A 15,020-nucleotide genomic window follows, 5' to 3' on the forward strand; every position below is an offset into this window, starting at 1 on the left:
GCTATATTTTGCCATGCAAAGACCCCCTAAAGTCGGATTTTTTGGTCCAACTTTAGGGGGTCAGTTCATTAGTTCGGAGAGATTTTTTTATTTATTTGGATGCCTTACTTCCCCTCTTCCCCGGTGTTAACGGGGTTATCCGGATTAGCGACCCATTCGCTGTAGCTGCCGTTATAGAGCCGGTGGGGGATGCCCAGGGCCTGGAGGGCCAGGCTGTTGACGCAGGCACTACCGCCGCTGCCGCAGGACAGGATGATGTCATCATACTTATCCAGGCCGGCAAAGTGGTCTTCCAGGTAGGCCCGGTCTTTTAGCCCGCCATCCTCAGCGATGACGTCTTTAAAGAAGTAATTGACGGCCCCGGGGATGTGGCCGGCAATCCGGTAGCGGGGTTCCACCTGGCCCAGGTAGCGCTGGGGGGCCCGGCTATCGATTAAGAGGCTGGTCGGGTCATCCATTTTTTCTTTGACGGTATCCTGCTTGCAGATAAGGTCCGGCCGGGGCTGGATAGATAAGTGGCCCCCACCCGGCGCCTTGGGGATGGCGGTTTCTTCTTCGCCGCCGGCGGCCAGCCAAGCCCCATAGCCCCCCTTGAGGATATGGATCTTAATAGACAGGCCGGCAAACCGGCTCTGGTAGATAAAGCGGGCGGCACTCATCAGGGATTCCTCATCATAGAGGACGACGGTGCTGTCGTCTTTGAGGCCAAAGCCTTCTAAGAGGCGGGCAAAGTCGTCCGGTAGGAGGAAGGGGTGGTCTCCGCCGAAGTCTCCCCTGGGGTCGGACAGGTCATCTTCAAAGTCCAGGTAAAAGGCCCCGGGGATATGTCCTTCTTCATAGACCACCCGGTGGTAGGAGAGGTCTTCCAGGAGGAAGCGCAGGTCAAAGACCGTTACTTCATCGAAGTGATCCCTTAGGGCTTCAGCTGTAATAAATAAATCCATGGTTTTTTCTCCTCTCATAAGGGCCTATAAGGCGTAGCGGATGGGCTGACCGGCTTTAAAGTAGTAGCCGGATTGAAAGCCCAGGGCCTTGAGTTCGGCCTTGGCCTCCGGCATAAACCGGCCCAGGTCTGCCGGCTGGTGGGCATCGCCGGCCAGGGTAATGAGATCCCCGCCCAGGTCCCGGTAGCGGCGCAGGATGGCCGGGTCACAGAGGCCCGGGTCCTGGCCGGTTTGGTCAAAGTGCTTGTACCGGGTCCGCAGGTTGACTTCTAGGGCGATGTCTCGCTCAATCAGGGCCTTGAACAGGGTGTCGAAGTGGTCGGCAAAGGGGGCGTAAGTGATGGAAGGGTCCGGGTAGGGGGCATACCGGGTCAGGTAGTCAAAGTGGGTCATGACCTGGAAGTGGAAGGCCGAGGTCACCATGTCAAGATGGGCCTCCAGGACCCTTTCATAGGCCGCCTGCTTGGGCAGGTCATAGAGGGGGTGGTCCCGGCGGGCGCCCAGGTCCTGGCCCATAACGGCATGGATAGAGCCCAGGACCTGGTCAAAGCCATAGGGGGCCAGGAAGGGGGTCAGGGTCTCGGCCAATTCCGGCCGGTAGCCAATCTCAATCCCCAAAAGGAGGCCGGGGAAGTCGGCCCGGGCCCGGCGGACGGTGTCGGCATAAAGGGCCAGGTCAAAAATCCATTCCCCGGCCTCCGGCGGCTGGCCCAGGGGGGTCACCTGGTCTGTGGACCCATCCGAAAAATAGTTCTTGTCATAGTGGTCGGTCAAGACCAGGGCCTCAAAGCCTCGGGTCTGGGCGGCAGCGATCAATTCCTCCAGGGTCTGCCGGGCATCCGGCGAAAAGGCTGCCGAATGGCAGTGGGTCTCTACCAGCATGCTTACACGTCCTTTCTTAGCACTCGTCTGTATCTACTTACAATGATACTGAAGTCCCCCCTAGTTGGCAAATAATTTTAGAAAGACTTGGGTATAAAGACAGGTAGAATGGAGGGTTCTTTTATGGAACATGAATATAAGATTAATTCCGTTTGGGACCATATTAACGCCCAAGAAAAAGAAGACATGAACCAATATGCCGACCGGTATATGCAGTTTTTAGATGCGGCCAAAACCGAACGGGAAGCGGCCAAGACCATTATCCGCCTGGCCCAAGAGGCCGGCTACCGGTCCTTTGACGATATCATCAAGGCCGGCGAGGCCCCCAAGGCCGGCCAAGGCTTTTACTTAAACCACAAGAACAAGGCTGTCGTCCTCTTTATGCCCGGCACTGAGCCTTTAACCGCCGGCCTGGACATTGTGGGCAGCCACATTGACGCCCCCCGCCTGGACTTAAAGAGCCACCCCCTCTATGAAGACGGGGGCCTGGGTCTCCTCAAGACCCACTACTACGGGGGCATTAAAAAGTACCAGTGGACCTGCCTGCCCCTGGCCCTCCACGGGATTGCCTACCGGGAAGACGGAACAGAAGTCACCATTAATATCGGCGATGACCCCGATGACCCGGTCTTCTATATCACCGACCTCCTCCCCCACCTGGGCAAGGACCAGAATGCCAAGACCCTGGCCGAAGGGGTCACCGGCGAGCAGCTAAACGCCGTCTTTGGCCTGGAACCCCTCATCGACGAGGCGGGTGAAGAGGTCAAAGACCCGGTTAAGGCCCGGCTCCTAAGCCTTCTCCACGACCGCTATGGCCTGGTGGAAAAAGACCTCCTCTTAGCCGAATTAGAACTCGTCCCGGCCGGCCGGGCCCGGGAAGTGGGCCTGGACCGGTCCATGATTGCGGCCCATGGCCACGATGACCGGTCCTGTTCCTTTGCCGCCGTCGATGGCCTCTTAAACATGAAGGATACCCCCAGCCGCTGGGCAGCCGCCCTCCTGGTTGACAAGGAAGAAATTGGCTCTGTCGGCAATACCAGCATGGGCGCCATCTTCTTCGAGAATGCCCTGGCCGAGCTCCTCAACCTAACCGGGGGCAGGGAGCTGGACCTCCGCCGGACCCTGAGCCAGAGCCGGGTCCTCTCCGGCGATGTAACCGCCGCCCTGGACCCCAGCTTCCCGGAAGTCATGGACAAGCGGAACACCGCCTTCATCGGCCGAGGTGTCTCCATTAATAAATACACCGGGGCCCGGGGCAAGAGCGGGTCCAATGATGCCAATGCTGAATTTTTACAAGACATCCGCAAAATCTTCGATGACGCCGGCGTCCTCTGGCAGATGGGTGAGCTGGGCAAGGTTGACCAGGGCGGCGGTGGCACCATCGCCTATATCCTGGCCAACCGGGGCGCCGAAGTGGTAGACTGTGGTGTTCCCATGCTCTCCATGCACGCCCCCATCGAACTGGCCGCCAAGGCCGACTGCTACATGACCATGCGCGCCTACCAGGCCTTCCTGGCCCAGTAAAGAAAGGTGGTCCCCATGCCAGCAAAAACAGAACGCATTTACTTAGCCGGTGGTTGTTTTTGGGGCGTTGAACATTATTTCAAGCTCATGCCCGGCGTCCAGGATACAGATGTCGGCTATGCCCAAAGCCGGGTCGAAGGGCCCAGCTATGAGGCCGTCTGCAGCGGCCGCACCGGGGCAGCAGAAACCGTCCGGATTGATTATGACCCGGATAAGCTCTCCCTAGACCAAGTCCTCACCGGCTTTTTCCGGATCATTGACCCCACCAGCCTCAACCGCCAGGGTGCAGACATCGGCAGCCAATACCGGACCGGGATCTACAGCCGGGATGAAGCCCTCTTAGACCGGGCCCGGGCCTTTGTCGCCGCCCAAGCAGGCCGGTACGAAAAGCCCCTGGTGGTCGAAGTCTTACCCCTGGAGAACTACTACGCCGCCGAAGACTACCACCAGGATTACCTGGAAAAAAATCCCGGCGGTTATTGCCACATCCCCCAATCCTTTTATAATGAAGTAAAGGCCGGTCCACCGGAAGTGGTGACCAGCTCCCTGGACCCCCGCCGCTACCACAAGCCCAGCGGCAGCTATTTGAAAGACAAGCTCTCCCCCCTCGCCTACCGGATCACCCAGGACGCAGCCACCGAAGGCCCCTTCAGTCACCCCTTGCACGCCGGCGCCCAGGAGCCCGGTATCTATGTGGATATCACCACCGGAGAGCCCCTCTTTTCCAGCCTCGACCAGTACAACGCCGGCTGTGGCTGGCCCAGCTTTACCAAGCCCCTGGACGAGGCCCTGGTGACCAACCATGACGACCACTCCCTGGGCATGGTCCGGACCGAAGTCCGGAGCCGGGTCGGTGACGCCCACCTGGGCCACGTCTTCCCGGATGGGCCCCGGGAGGCCGGCGGCCTCCGCTACTGTATCAACGGCTACGCCACCCGCTTTATCCCCCTAAAGGAGATGGCCCGAGAAGGGTACAGTGATTTAATCCCCCTCTTCGAAGAAGACCTAGGGAAAGACATCCATACCGACCAGAATGATGAATGAGGTGATCCTATGGCCAAGATAACCATGACCATGCAGGCAGCCATCTTTCAATTGAGCCAGCTCAAGACAGAGATAGACCGGACCAAGAACGCCATTGTCCAATTTCAGAACTACCCCCTGTCTGTGAACCAGGGGAAGCCTGCAGATACCAGCAAGAAGGAAGCCATCGTCGCCGCTGCCCTCAAAAAAATGAAGGCCCTGGAAGACGACTACCTGACCCTGCAAGATGCCATTGACCAAAAAAACCGGGAAACCGGCACCGGCCACCTCCTCAATGAAGTGACCGCCAAACGCCGCCGGCTCCGCCTTTTAGAGCCCCTGACCAGCATCCACAATGCCCCCGGGGCCAATTATACTGCCGAAAATGGCGTTGGCCTGGTAGAATACGGCCTGCCCGGCTATGATCAGGTCGTCCAGATTGTAACCGACCTCCGAGAAGAGGTCAGCCAGATTTCCTTGGCCATCGACCAGTCCAATGCCCGGACAGAGGTCGAAGTCAATTTAGCCACCCTGGAAAAATAAAAAAAGATAAGAAGCTTTGGTGGCAAGCGTCATTACAATAAAGAACGGATCCGGTTTACCTAGTGACAATATAACGCACGCCCGGTATTTTACGATTGTTTACTAAATGACGATTCACGCCTGACGATTAAATTCAGGGGCTTTGAGCTTGCCAGGCTTTTACCCTTGGTAAAAGCAAAAACTCTAGCGCCGGAAGTTGCCTTTAGACCGGTGCGGGCCGGAGGTTGGAATTCCAATCTCCGGTTTTTTATTGTTTCTTACACATTTTGCGAATAAATACAAGGAGGTCCTTATGCATTACTTAAAAGAAGCCCAGGCCCTAAAAGAGCAAATGGTCCAGTGGCGGCGCCATATCCACCGCAACCCGGAAGTCGGCCTGGATACCAAAGAAACCGCTGCCTATGTCAGCGACCAATTGAAGGCCATGGGCTATGACCCCAAGCCCTGCGGTAAAAATGGGGTCACCGCCAGCCTTGGCCAAGGAGAGAAAACCCTTCTCCTCCGAGCGGACATGGATGCCCTGGAGCAAACAGAAGAAAGCGGCCTGCCCTTTGCCTCGGAAAAGCCCGGCGTCAGCCATGGCTGTGGCCACGACCTCCATACCACCATGCTCCTGGGGGCCGCCCAACTCTTAAAGGCCCATGAAAAGGACCTCCAACAAAAAATCGTCTTTATGTTCCAGCCCGCTGAAGAAATCTTCGCCGGTGCCCAATCCATGATTGATGACGGCATCCTGGCCGACAACCAGGTGGACTACGCCTTTGCCGTCCACAATATGCCCACCCTCCCGGTGGGCACCGTCGCCCTGACCGAAGGCCCCTTCATGCCCTCGGTAGACGGCTTTACGATCACCATCCAAGGCCAGGGCTGCCACGGAGCCTCGGCCCAGGAAGGGGTTGACCCTATTAATATCGGCGCCCACCTCCACCTGGCCCTACAAACCCTCATCGCCCGGGAAATCAACTACCAAACCGAAGCCCTCCTGACCATCGGCACCTTCCAGGCCGGCACCACCGGCAACATCATCCCCGACCAGGCCATCCTCACCGGCACCCTCCGGGCCATGGACCCGGACGTCCGGACCTTCTTAAAAGACCGACTGGAAACCGTCAGCCGGCTCACAGCCGAAAGCTTCCGGGGCAGCGCCCAGGTCACCTGGGACTACAGCATCCCCGCCAACATTACCGACCCTGACCGCATCCGCCAGTTAAAAGGCGCCCTCCAGGCCATCAACAGCGCCGAAGAAGCCGCCGGCACCGACCAGCGCCTGACCCTGGAAGAAGGCGGCCTCCTCAACGCCTCCGAAGACTTCGCCCTCGTCGCCGCCCAAGTCCCCGCCGCCTTCCTCCGGATCGGGTCCCGGTCCGCCGATAGCCAGGACTGCAACATCCTCCATAACCCCAAAGTCATCCTCAACGAAGACGCCCTCCCCATCGGCGCCGCCGTCTTTACCGCCGTCGCCCTGGAAGCCTAAGACAAATACAAAAGGGGGTGTGTCAGAATGAGTAAAATCATTCGACACAGCTCCTGGATTGCAGACAAACTTAGCCCTAATTGATTTATAAAATTCTCCTTAGCTATATATTATAAGCTTACATGGATATATCCATAAACAAAGTCCCTCCTCATTTTTTTGAGCTGGGACTTTGTTTGTTAGAGGGGCTATTTTGCAACAGCCCCATTTTTATAGGGAATACTTAGAAAAATTAATTCAGTTATGGAAAGAGGTTATTATGAATATTCCTAAGCTCATGTATGAATATGAAAAAATTAAAAATATGGCAAAACAGCCCGCTCCTAAATGGGCAAAAGATATTAACACTTTAACCTTTATCTTGGGGATAGGTGCAATATGCTTTACATTGTTTAGCTATATTACATATGATATTAAATGCAGTTTAATCATATTACTTTTTATTTTCTCAAGTTGGTGGCTTTATCTATCCTTTATTCATCATTTTATGAAGGAAAAAATAGCAAATGCCGAAAAAATTATTACAAAGAATGACTTACTAAGAGTGAAGTATCTGAAAAGATTGTTGATAAGAGAAAAGATATGTGTCGATGATACAGAAAAAATCCAGGTTATTATTGAAGACATCAAGGAGAAAAAATATCAGCTTTCTAAAGATTTGAAAACTTTTTTTGTCGAACCCATGGGTGTTATGGCAATACCGGTCCTGCTAGTCGTTTTTGATAACATAATAGTCAATAAATCGACTGTTGATCAAGTAGAGTTAGCTGCAAGTATCTTATTGATCCTAGTAATAGGAAGTATTATCGTATATGGGTTAGTAGAAGGAGTGCGGTACATGCGATACCAAAAGTACGATACTCTTATTAATGATTTAAAAATATTACAAATCATTCAACCTAAGGATATCAGCTAGAGCAGAAAATGAACCCACCAAAATCAGCTGGATATACAGCTAGATATCACCGATCTTTATTTTAATGCTATCCAAGCATGTACTCTAAATATACCAAAGACAACAATTTAGCAATATAGGGAGCCCCAAACGGAATGACTACATCAAGGTTTGGAGGGTACAAGCATGAGCATGATTAACAATTTATATGGGTCACATTTAACGCTTCGTGTTTCCAAAAAGAATCGCAAGCCTTCCGTAAAAAATTGAGTCAAAAAATCAGGCGGAGGGCGAAAGTGGCCCATATTTTCCGAATGCTAGGGCAGCGAATCGCTTAACCAGAGCTGTATTAGTCAACATCAAAACTGGCATTCCTCATCCAGAGCTTATAGTAGTTTTTACACCAACTTTATTGATGCAACTATATCCCTCCAGTTGTCTAATATAAGTTAATATGAAAAATGAGCCGTTCGGCTCTTTCTGTTTGTTAACCCAGAAATAGAAAGAGCACAAAACGACTCATACAATCTTATATTTTGCTTTTTCGATAATTTCCACTTATAGTGAGTTAACAATAACGGTGAAAGCTAATTTAGTGAAATTGCTACCTATTATAAGTAATATCCTTCCTCGCCTTCATATATCCAAGTGCCATAATGAATACTGCAGAAATGATTCCTGGAAATAAAGAATTCCATCCATTTAATAGGCTATTTAAAATAGGCACTGTTTGGAATAATAGAACAACAACTGGACCAACAATTATCGAAACCGTTGCCCATCCTTTAGATACCTTACGCTTACCCCATAATATGAAGCACAGAGGAGCAAATACGGTCGCACCACGTAACCCCATAGACATAAATGCAAAATTAAGTATGGTATCCCCAAGAGCACCACTAGATAAAGCACTCGCACATATTAAAATAATTACTATTAATATTTTTTGCAGAAGCCCATTTGCATCCTGCTTTTGAAAATTACTAGATATTTTTTGAATTAAATCTCTTCTAATTACGGTTGCAATCCCAAGTGCTAGCCCTGCGCCTGTTCCAACACTAGCAATAAAAAGCGTCCCCAGAACAATACCACCTATAAAATCCGGCATTTGCGTAAGGACAAATTGAGTCAATGCAGTCTTAGCAATAAAAGTGGACGAATCCGTTACCGAACGCATATATAGACCGACCATAATTCCAAAAATACCAATAGGAGGAATCATTAAAGCAGATACAAACGCCCCTAGTCTTGCTGCTTGATCGCTACGTCCCGATAATACGCCTTGAGCATACGTTTGTGTAGTTAGTACACCAAACACTAAAGACATGCATGATCCAAAATCGAATCTGAACCCTCTACAAAAAACGCTAAAGTAATTGACATTTGTTTTTTCTTTAAGCAATCCAACCATATCTATGAATGGGGTTATGCCCCCCACTTCTTTCAACACAGTTAAGCCACATGCAACCATTGAAATGTAAAGCAGAGCAAGTTTAAGAATTCCTACTATACCCGCCCCTTTCGTGCCACCAAAAACTACATATAAAACCATAAAGAATGCTGCAATTAAAACAGTTACTACAGTTCTAGCCTCAGGAAATACAATAAGAACAACTGCTGATGCAGCCAATAGCTGTGATATGATATTTATAAATGTACCTAAAGAGTTTAGAAGAGTTGCAGATATACCTGCTGTTGGACCATATTCATCTCGAATCATACCTACTAAGGTTGCATTATTTCCCCGCCGCAAGGGCTTAACATATAGAAGACCTAGTATAAAACATGCTATGCCTCCTCCCAAAGTAAACCACCATGCCGAAAATCCATAATCATACGCCAACTGGGCAGTCCCTACGGTTGAACTACCGCCTACTAGTGTGCCCATAATAACACCAGCTATCACCGCAGCATTATTATCATTTGTCTCATCATTGATAGTCTTAGCTCCTGTATGAATCGCTAAACCAGCGATTAATACAACAGCTACAACAATCCCTAACATTGTTATTATATTCATATGAGAACCTCTATCTTACTTTTAACCACCTATCTAGTCATAAGACCTTTCGGATCAACTTTTTCCCTAAGTATACTTAATTCCTCTTGCGAAGGTGGCTTTGCCAAATGAGCTTTTGATATGTCAATATCAAAGCCGGTATTATCTTGTACTTGTTCTGGTGTCACACCTTCAAAATATTCAGAGAGATACATCCTTTTATTCTCATTAAATCGCATAATACCTAACTCTGTAACTACAGCACGAGGTCCTTTGTCTGGGTTTAATCCATTTTTACGTCTTCCTTCCGGTCCATCTATCCATCCTGGACTTGTAATATAATCCACATGTTCAGAAAAGCGTCTCTTCTGATGTTTCATTACAATAAATGTATCACAATAGGTTGAAATCCCATTAGCCCCACCCGATCCGGAAAATCTAGTCGTAGGCTTCCAGTAATCCCCTATACTCGTAGAATTCAAGTTTCCATAAGGGTCTATTTCTGCCCCACCAAGAAACCCTCCTGCGATACTACCTCGATTGGTTTCTATGGTCTCTAAACCAAAATATCTAAACTGAGGCCATAAAACTGAAGCACCATGGCAAATTCTCAGGTCCGAAACGCTTGTTGGAACTTCTAATGGGTCCCCTTCAATAATTCCGGACTCAAAAAGTAAACGTGCGTGAGGTGCATGTGTATTTTTTGCTAATGCTCCTCCAATTAATGGAAGTCCTGTACCTACAATATAGGTTTTACCATTTTCAATACATCTGGCAAGAGCAACCGCCATCATTTCCTTCGATGTCCATTCCATTTACTTCACTTCTTCCCTAAAACTGCATTTTTACTTCTATCTACATCCGGAACATATCCAAACTGTTTATCAACATGCAATTTTTTTAATTGCTTATCTCCTATTTTATCTGCATACTCCTTATGGTCAGTTAGTGAAAGAATATTTTCTATCATGAACTTATCAAAATCTTTCTGAGATCTACTCGCCATATCATATTCCCAAAAAAACTTGCTATCATAATCATAGTATCCAAAACATTGTGAGGGATGAGCTCCATAAGGCATCAATACAACTGCATCAACGCATAATCCTGGAAGTGAATTTTCTTGTGGATTGTTGTGCATTTCCTCATTCGAAACGAGCTCCTCACACGAAATAATAGTGTGCTTCGCCGCTATAGCTATATCTATATCTTGAAATGAAGGTCCCTCAATTTTCACCGTACCGTCAGGACTAGCTTTTTGAGCATGAATCAAGGCTACATCAATCTTTGGTGTTGGTACCAAACAAAGTATATCCCCAGCTTTAAAGGGGTTTTCTTGAACTATAAATTTTTTATCAGATATTTTCTTTACTTTTTTCCGTTCGTTTTCTGGTATCCCCCAATATTTTTCTAAATCAGACCCCAGCATATTTTTCACAGGAACATACGGTAATCCAAGAGCAGCTCCATGATATGCAATCGTCTGCACATCTAAAGAATAATCCTCGAACATGATTTTTCCGGTTTCAACAGCTTCTCTAAATCGACGACTTACATTTGTATATCCTGCATTGGCTATATATGAGTTAATAAAAATATCCACATTACCTGAACCAATCAGCATGTCGCTATCCCCGCCTGATGGTCCACTTTCTAGAATTAAATGGCATTTTTTTTGCCGTATTACTTCATGTACCAATCCATAAGCTCGGCGGTTTGTAGAAAAACCGCCGAGCGTCAAAACATCCCCATCGTTAACAAATTTAGAAATTGCTTCTCTTTCTGTCATTACCTTAGTAACCATCATTTTTCTCCTAGACAGTTTTTCATTCGTTCAAGAGCTGCTACAATATTATCTTCTGACGCTGCAAAAGAAAATCTTAGGAAACCTTCACCGGCAGGACCAAAGGCATCTCCTGGTGTTGTTACTACTTGAACCTCATCTAAAAGCTTAATGGCTACATCCTTAGCAGACATCCCCACGTCTTGAATATTAGCAAATGCATAAAAGGCTCCTTCTGGCATTAGGCAAGAAATCCCTTTAATTTCATTAAGTCCCTTAACTAAAATATTGCGTCGTTTCAAATACTCTTGAACCATTTCGTTAACACAGCTTTGGCTTTCTGTTAGTGCTGCAATACCACCAAACTGCATAGCAGCAGTTACATTAGCTGTTAAAGGACCCTGAACTTGAATCATTGCTTTAATTACTTCTGCCGGTGCCACTGCATAGCCTAATCTCCAGCCAGTCATAGCATAAGTTTTAGAAAAGCTATTTACCGTAATTGTTCTTTCAAACATTCCCGGTAATGAGCCAATACTTACATGCTTATTATTGTCAAAAATAATCTTTTCATAAGGTTCATCAGAAACAATAATTAGGTCATATTTTTTTGCTAACTCTGCAATTTTTTCTAAATCTTCTAAAGGGGTCACCGCACCAGTAGGATTACAAGGGGTATTGATAAAAATCGCTTTTGTTTTTTCCGTAATATATTTTTCTAATATCTCAGCCTTAATATGAAAATGGTCTTTTTCATAGGTTGGGACAGTAATAGCATTAGCACCCGCCAAAGCTATATAACCAAAGTAATTTGAAAAGCACGGGTTTGGAACAAGAATATCATCACCAGGGTTAAGAATGACCTGCATGGTTTCCATCAACGCTTGCCCTGCACCAAAATTAACCATGATATTTTCCGCTTTTACATTAAAGCCATTATCGCAATTCATTTTGTCAGCAAGAGCTTCTCTAAGCGGCATAATGCCAGCATTGGCTACATATTTGGTGTATCCATTTTGTAGTGCCCAACACCCTTTTTCAATAATATGACTCGGTGTATCAAATCCAGGTTCGCCTATACAAAGGTTAATTGTATCATCATATTTTTCAGCTAGAGAAAACATTTTTCTGATTCCGGAAACAGGAAGTCTATCTAACCTATCACTTAATCTCATGTTGTCCTCCTTAATCCAATTCTTATAAATATTTGGCCACTTCTACACCTTTGTCAAAAGCCTGATAATTCATTTGTAAAATCTTATCGCTCTTTGAACCAAAGAAACTCTGGATTTGTTCTTTAGCACCAGAATGAGAAACCACGCCTGTATACCCCGCTATAATACCGAGCGTTACGATATTTGCGACAGCGGTATTCCCTATTTCCTTAGCAATTTTAGTAATCGGAATCCCTATTTCTTTATGACTTTGAGCCAGGTCTGGCGTTACCTCGTCCGAATTATAAATAATCTTTGATTTTTCGCTAAGTTTTCCCGTGTATCTTTCATAGGCAATCTGGTGAAGACATACAACCAAATCCGGATCCGTAACATCTGGGAAGAAAATTTCATCATCGCTTGAAATAACATCCGCCTTGGCAAAAGTACCGCGTGTTTCTGTCCCGTATTCTGTTGATAGTGTTGCGTTTTTATGGTCATTAATAGCGGAAGCATTAGCAATCATGGTACCGCACAAAATCATCCCCTGGCCACCAACACCGCTAATTGTGATTTCTTTACGGCCAGGGGCTGCAGACACATCGTTTTCTATAAATTGCTCTTTCGGCTCATCTTTATCTTCAACCTTTTGTTTTATTTGAAGCCCATCAATAATCTTTTGATATGCTGTTGAGTAGTCTTCTTGTTCACGATTCTCAAAAATACCAGTTACAAATTTGCCCCTTAATTCTTCAAAATCAAGTCCTTCTGCTTGTTTAATTGAAATAGTGTTTTCTTTTATCAATTTCATCATTGCAGGTGCATCACCTAGCTTATTGTTGCGGCCAAAATGGGTAGGACAAGGAGAAATAATTTCAACAAAGGAAAAGCCTTTATGATCCATAGCTTGCCCTATAATTTTTTCCAATTGATTCACATCGTAAACGGTACATCTTGCAACAAAGCTACCACCGGCTGCTTTAACAACCCCACATACATCAAAACCGTTTTCAACATGTCCATAAACAGACGTTTTTGTTAAAGAACTCTTTGGTGTTGTGCCTGAATATTGACCGCCAGTCATCCCATAGTTTAAGTTGTTGACCATAATCGCTGTTACATCAACATTTCTTCTTGCTGCATGAATCAAATGATTACCACCAATAGTAATGCCATCCCCATCACCCATAATTGTAATTACATTTAGTTTAGGATTAGCTAATTTAACCCCAGTTGAAAAAGGCAGAGCTCTACCATGAGTCCCATGTATACGGTTGGTACTAAGATAGTCATCAGCCTTACCCCAACAACCAATACCAGTCGCAACTACTGTATTTTTCCTCGTCCAGTTCCTTTTATCCATATTTCTAACAATGGCTTGTAATGCAATACCATTACCGCATCCTGAACACCAAAAAAGTGGGAATTTTTCTACGAGCAAATAATCTTTAAGCATTATTCTAGAACCTCCTTCATCTTCGCTAAAATCTGAGCCGGTTCTATCGGTTGCCCATCTATACGATTCACACCTACTACCGGTATATTCCTTGGATTACGTTGTCTGATTTCACCTATATACTGACCTAGATTCATTTCAGGAACTACCACCGCTTTAACAGAATTCATAACTTCCAGAATTTCTTTTTCTGGCACCGGCCAAATCGTAACGATTTGAAGAACGCCTGCTTTTATTCCCGCTTCTCTTGCTTTTTGCATCGCCCCTAATGCTGATCTTGCAGTTCCACCATAGGCAATGAGAGCTACTTCCGCATCCTCCATGTTGTATTTTCGTACAATAGAGATGTCATCAACATGTTGTTCAATCTTATTTGAAAGGTGCCGGATAATCCTATTTGCGTTAGCTGGCACTGCACAAGCATTGCCATACTCATCATGCATACTACCATTAACTTTAAATACATAGTCGCTACCATAGGAGGCAAGAGGCGTTGTTTTTCCATCATGTTCAAAGGGCTTATAGTCTTGAGGGCTACAAAGAGGAGTCGGGCGGTCAACTACTTCAATTTCTTCCGGGCTTCTAATAATGCATTGTTCCCTTAAGTGACCCACTATTTCATCTGCTAAAAAGATTACCGGAGTACGATAGATTTCAGCATAATTAAATGCTTTAATCATGTAGTCAAAACAATCCTGAACAGAAGATGGGGAAATTACTATAATAGAGTGGTCACCGTGAGTACCCCAGCGCGACTGCATTACATCACCCTGAGCAGGCTTAGTTGCTAAACCTGTACTCGGACCAGAACGTTGAACATCAATTAAAACACATGGTACTTCAGCCATAATTGCAACGCCTAAGTTTTCTGCCATCAAAGATAAACCTGGGCCACTGGTAGCTGTGTAGGATTTTTTCCCAGATAGAGAGGCGCCTATTAGTGCGGCTATACTACCTATTTCATCTTCCATTTGGATATACAGGCCTCCAACTTCAGGAAGTCTAACAGAAGAAGTTTCTGCCACTTCACTAGAAGGTGTAATCGGATATCCTGCATAAAAACGAGCGCCAGCTGCTATAGCCCCTTCGGTCATAGCAGCATTACCTTGCATAAATCTGTATTCGCCCATTTTTAATCCTCCTTTTTCACTTTAATTGCAAACTCAGGACAACGTTTTTCACACATCAAGCATCCGATACAGTCAATTTCTCTAGACGGTAATGGTCGCCCATCCTCATCTCGATCGTAAACTTTTTTAGGGCAAAATGTTGCACATATCCCGCATTGCTTACACCATTTCTCATTGATGACGATTGTGTTCATAATACTCCCTTCCTTTCGC

General features: G+C 46.7%; 14 protein-coding genes. 5 read left to right on the plus strand and 9 right to left on the minus strand.

Going from position 1 to position 15,020, the window contains the following annotated elements; genetic code table 11:
• Window positions 1–104 precede the first annotated feature (104 nt).
• Window positions 105–944: a sulfurtransferase gene (locus tag ACLGL1_RS01745; protein ID WP_411007072.1), complete on the minus strand. Its 840-nt coding sequence runs from the start codon at window positions 942–944 to the stop codon at window positions 105–107.
• 24 nt (window positions 945–968) lie between these two features.
• Complete coding sequence (locus ACLGL1_RS01750) at window positions 969–1,826, minus strand: histidinol-phosphatase HisJ family protein (protein ID WP_411007073.1); 858 nt, start codon at window positions 1,824–1,826, stop codon at window positions 969–971.
• A gap of 123 nt (window positions 1,827–1,949) precedes the next feature.
• Here ACLGL1_RS01750 and ACLGL1_RS01755 point away from each other — a divergent pair, with 123 nt between their 5' ends.
• The 5 genes from ACLGL1_RS01755 to ACLGL1_RS01775 all read left to right on the plus strand — a co-directional run bounded on the left by ACLGL1_RS01755 (window position 1,950) and on the right by ACLGL1_RS01775 (window position 7,306).
• Window positions 1,950–3,350, plus strand: coding sequence for an aminopeptidase (locus tag ACLGL1_RS01755; RefSeq protein WP_411007074.1), 1,401 nt, complete (start codon window positions 1,950–1,952; stop codon window positions 3,348–3,350).
• Between the two features lie 15 nt (window positions 3,351–3,365).
• A complete protein-coding gene (gene msrA / locus ACLGL1_RS01760; RefSeq protein WP_411007075.1) occupies window positions 3,366–4,394 on the plus strand; it encodes a peptide-methionine (S)-S-oxide reductase MsrA in 1,029 nt (342 codons plus the stop codon).
• A 9-nt stretch (window positions 4,395–4,403) separates the two neighbouring features.
• Window positions 4,404–4,916, plus strand: coding sequence for a hypothetical protein (locus ACLGL1_RS01765; protein ID WP_411007076.1), 513 nt, complete (start codon window positions 4,404–4,406; stop codon window positions 4,914–4,916).
• A gap of 292 nt (window positions 4,917–5,208) precedes the next feature.
• Window positions 5,209–6,390, plus strand: a complete 1,182-nt coding sequence (locus ACLGL1_RS01770; protein ID WP_411007077.1) for a M20 metallopeptidase family protein — start codon at window positions 5,209–5,211, stop codon at window positions 6,388–6,390.
• 259 nt (window positions 6,391–6,649) lie between these two features.
• Window positions 6,650–7,306, plus strand: coding sequence for a hypothetical protein (locus ACLGL1_RS01775; protein WP_411007078.1), 657 nt, complete (start codon window positions 6,650–6,652; stop codon window positions 7,304–7,306).
• 583 nt (window positions 7,307–7,889) lie between these two features.
• Here the strand turns inward: ACLGL1_RS01775 and ACLGL1_RS01780 are convergent.
• The 7 genes from ACLGL1_RS01780 to ACLGL1_RS01810 are packed head-to-tail and all read right to left on the minus strand — an operon-like array spanning window position 7,890 to window position 15,001.
• Window positions 7,890–9,305, minus strand: a complete 1,416-nt coding sequence (locus tag ACLGL1_RS01780) for a sodium:solute symporter family protein (RefSeq protein WP_411007079.1) — start codon at window positions 9,303–9,305, stop codon at window positions 7,890–7,892.
• Between the two features lie 29 nt (window positions 9,306–9,334).
• Window positions 9,335–10,099: a CoA-transferase subunit beta gene (locus ACLGL1_RS01785; RefSeq protein WP_411007080.1), complete on the minus strand. Its 765-nt coding sequence runs from the start codon at window positions 10,097–10,099 to the stop codon at window positions 9,335–9,337.
• Between the two features lie 5 nt (window positions 10,100–10,104).
• Entirely contained in the window at window positions 10,105–11,088 is a 984-nt protein-coding gene (locus ACLGL1_RS01790) for a CoA transferase subunit A (RefSeq protein ID WP_411007081.1), read from the minus strand.
• Window positions 11,088–12,242 (minus strand): pyridoxal phosphate-dependent aminotransferase, encoded by a 1,155-nt coding sequence (locus ACLGL1_RS01795; protein WP_411007082.1) that lies wholly within the window; start codon window positions 12,240–12,242, stop codon window positions 11,088–11,090. The genes ACLGL1_RS01790 and ACLGL1_RS01795 overlap by 1 nt, the downstream gene beginning before the upstream one ends.
• 22 nt (window positions 12,243–12,264) lie before the next feature.
• On the minus strand, window positions 12,265–13,677 hold the full coding sequence (locus ACLGL1_RS01800) for a thiamine pyrophosphate-dependent enzyme (RefSeq protein WP_411007083.1): 1,413 nt from the start codon (window positions 13,675–13,677) through the stop codon (window positions 12,265–12,267).
• On the minus strand, window positions 13,677–14,807 hold the full coding sequence (locus ACLGL1_RS01805) for a 2-oxoacid:acceptor oxidoreductase subunit alpha (RefSeq protein ID WP_411007084.1): 1,131 nt from the start codon (window positions 14,805–14,807) through the stop codon (window positions 13,677–13,679). Before ACLGL1_RS01805 ends, ACLGL1_RS01800 begins: the two co-directional genes overlap by 1 nt.
• Before the next feature lie 2 nt (window positions 14,808–14,809).
• Window positions 14,810–15,001: a ferredoxin family protein gene (locus ACLGL1_RS01810; RefSeq protein WP_411007085.1), complete on the minus strand. Its 192-nt coding sequence runs from the start codon at window positions 14,999–15,001 to the stop codon at window positions 14,810–14,812.
• Between the last annotated feature and the right edge of the window lie 19 nt (window positions 15,002–15,020).

Origin of the sequence: Peptococcus simiae (genome assembly GCF_046569735.1) — a bacterium.
Classification (GTDB): domain Bacteria; phylum Bacillota; class Peptococcia; order Peptococcales; family Peptococcaceae; genus Peptococcus; species Peptococcus simiae_A.

Coding starts and splice junctions, on each gene's coding strand:
- ACLGL1_RS01750 (WP_411007073.1), bottom strand. CDS start 1,826: ATGCTGGTAGAGACCCACTGCCATTCGGCAGCCTTTTCGCCGGATGCC.
- ACLGL1_RS01805 (WP_411007084.1), bottom strand. CDS start 14,807: ATGGGCGAATACAGATTTATGCAAGGTAATGCTGCTATGACCGAAGGG.
- msrA (WP_411007075.1), top strand. CDS start 3,366: ATGCCAGCAAAAACAGAACGCATTTACTTAGCCGGTGGTTGTTTTTGG.
- ACLGL1_RS01755 (WP_411007074.1), top strand. CDS start 1,950: ATGGAACATGAATATAAGATTAATTCCGTTTGGGACCATATTAACGCC.
- ACLGL1_RS01745 (WP_411007072.1), bottom strand. CDS start 944: ATGGATTTATTTATTACAGCTGAAGCCCTAAGGGATCACTTCGATGAA.
- ACLGL1_RS01810 (WP_411007085.1), bottom strand. CDS start 15,001: ATGAACACAATCGTCATCAATGAGAAATGGTGTAAGCAATGCGGGATA.
- ACLGL1_RS01785 (WP_411007080.1), bottom strand. CDS start 10,099: ATGGAATGGACATCGAAGGAAATGATGGCGGTTGCTCTTGCCAGATGT.
- ACLGL1_RS01765 (WP_411007076.1), top strand. CDS start 4,404: ATGGCCAAGATAACCATGACCATGCAGGCAGCCATCTTTCAATTGAGC.
- ACLGL1_RS01800 (WP_411007083.1), bottom strand. CDS start 13,677: ATGCTTAAAGATTATTTGCTCGTAGAAAAATTCCCACTTTTTTGGTGT.
- ACLGL1_RS01790 (WP_411007081.1), bottom strand. CDS start 11,088: ATGGTTACTAAGGTAATGACAGAAAGAGAAGCAATTTCTAAATTTGTT.
- ACLGL1_RS01795 (WP_411007082.1), bottom strand. CDS start 12,242: ATGAGATTAAGTGATAGGTTAGATAGACTTCCTGTTTCCGGAATCAGA.
- ACLGL1_RS01770 (WP_411007077.1), top strand. CDS start 5,209: ATGCATTACTTAAAAGAAGCCCAGGCCCTAAAAGAGCAAATGGTCCAG.
- ACLGL1_RS01780 (WP_411007079.1), bottom strand. CDS start 9,305: ATGAATATAATAACAATGTTAGGGATTGTTGTAGCTGTTGTATTAATC.
- ACLGL1_RS01775 (WP_411007078.1), top strand. CDS start 6,650: ATGAATATTCCTAAGCTCATGTATGAATATGAAAAAATTAAAAATATG.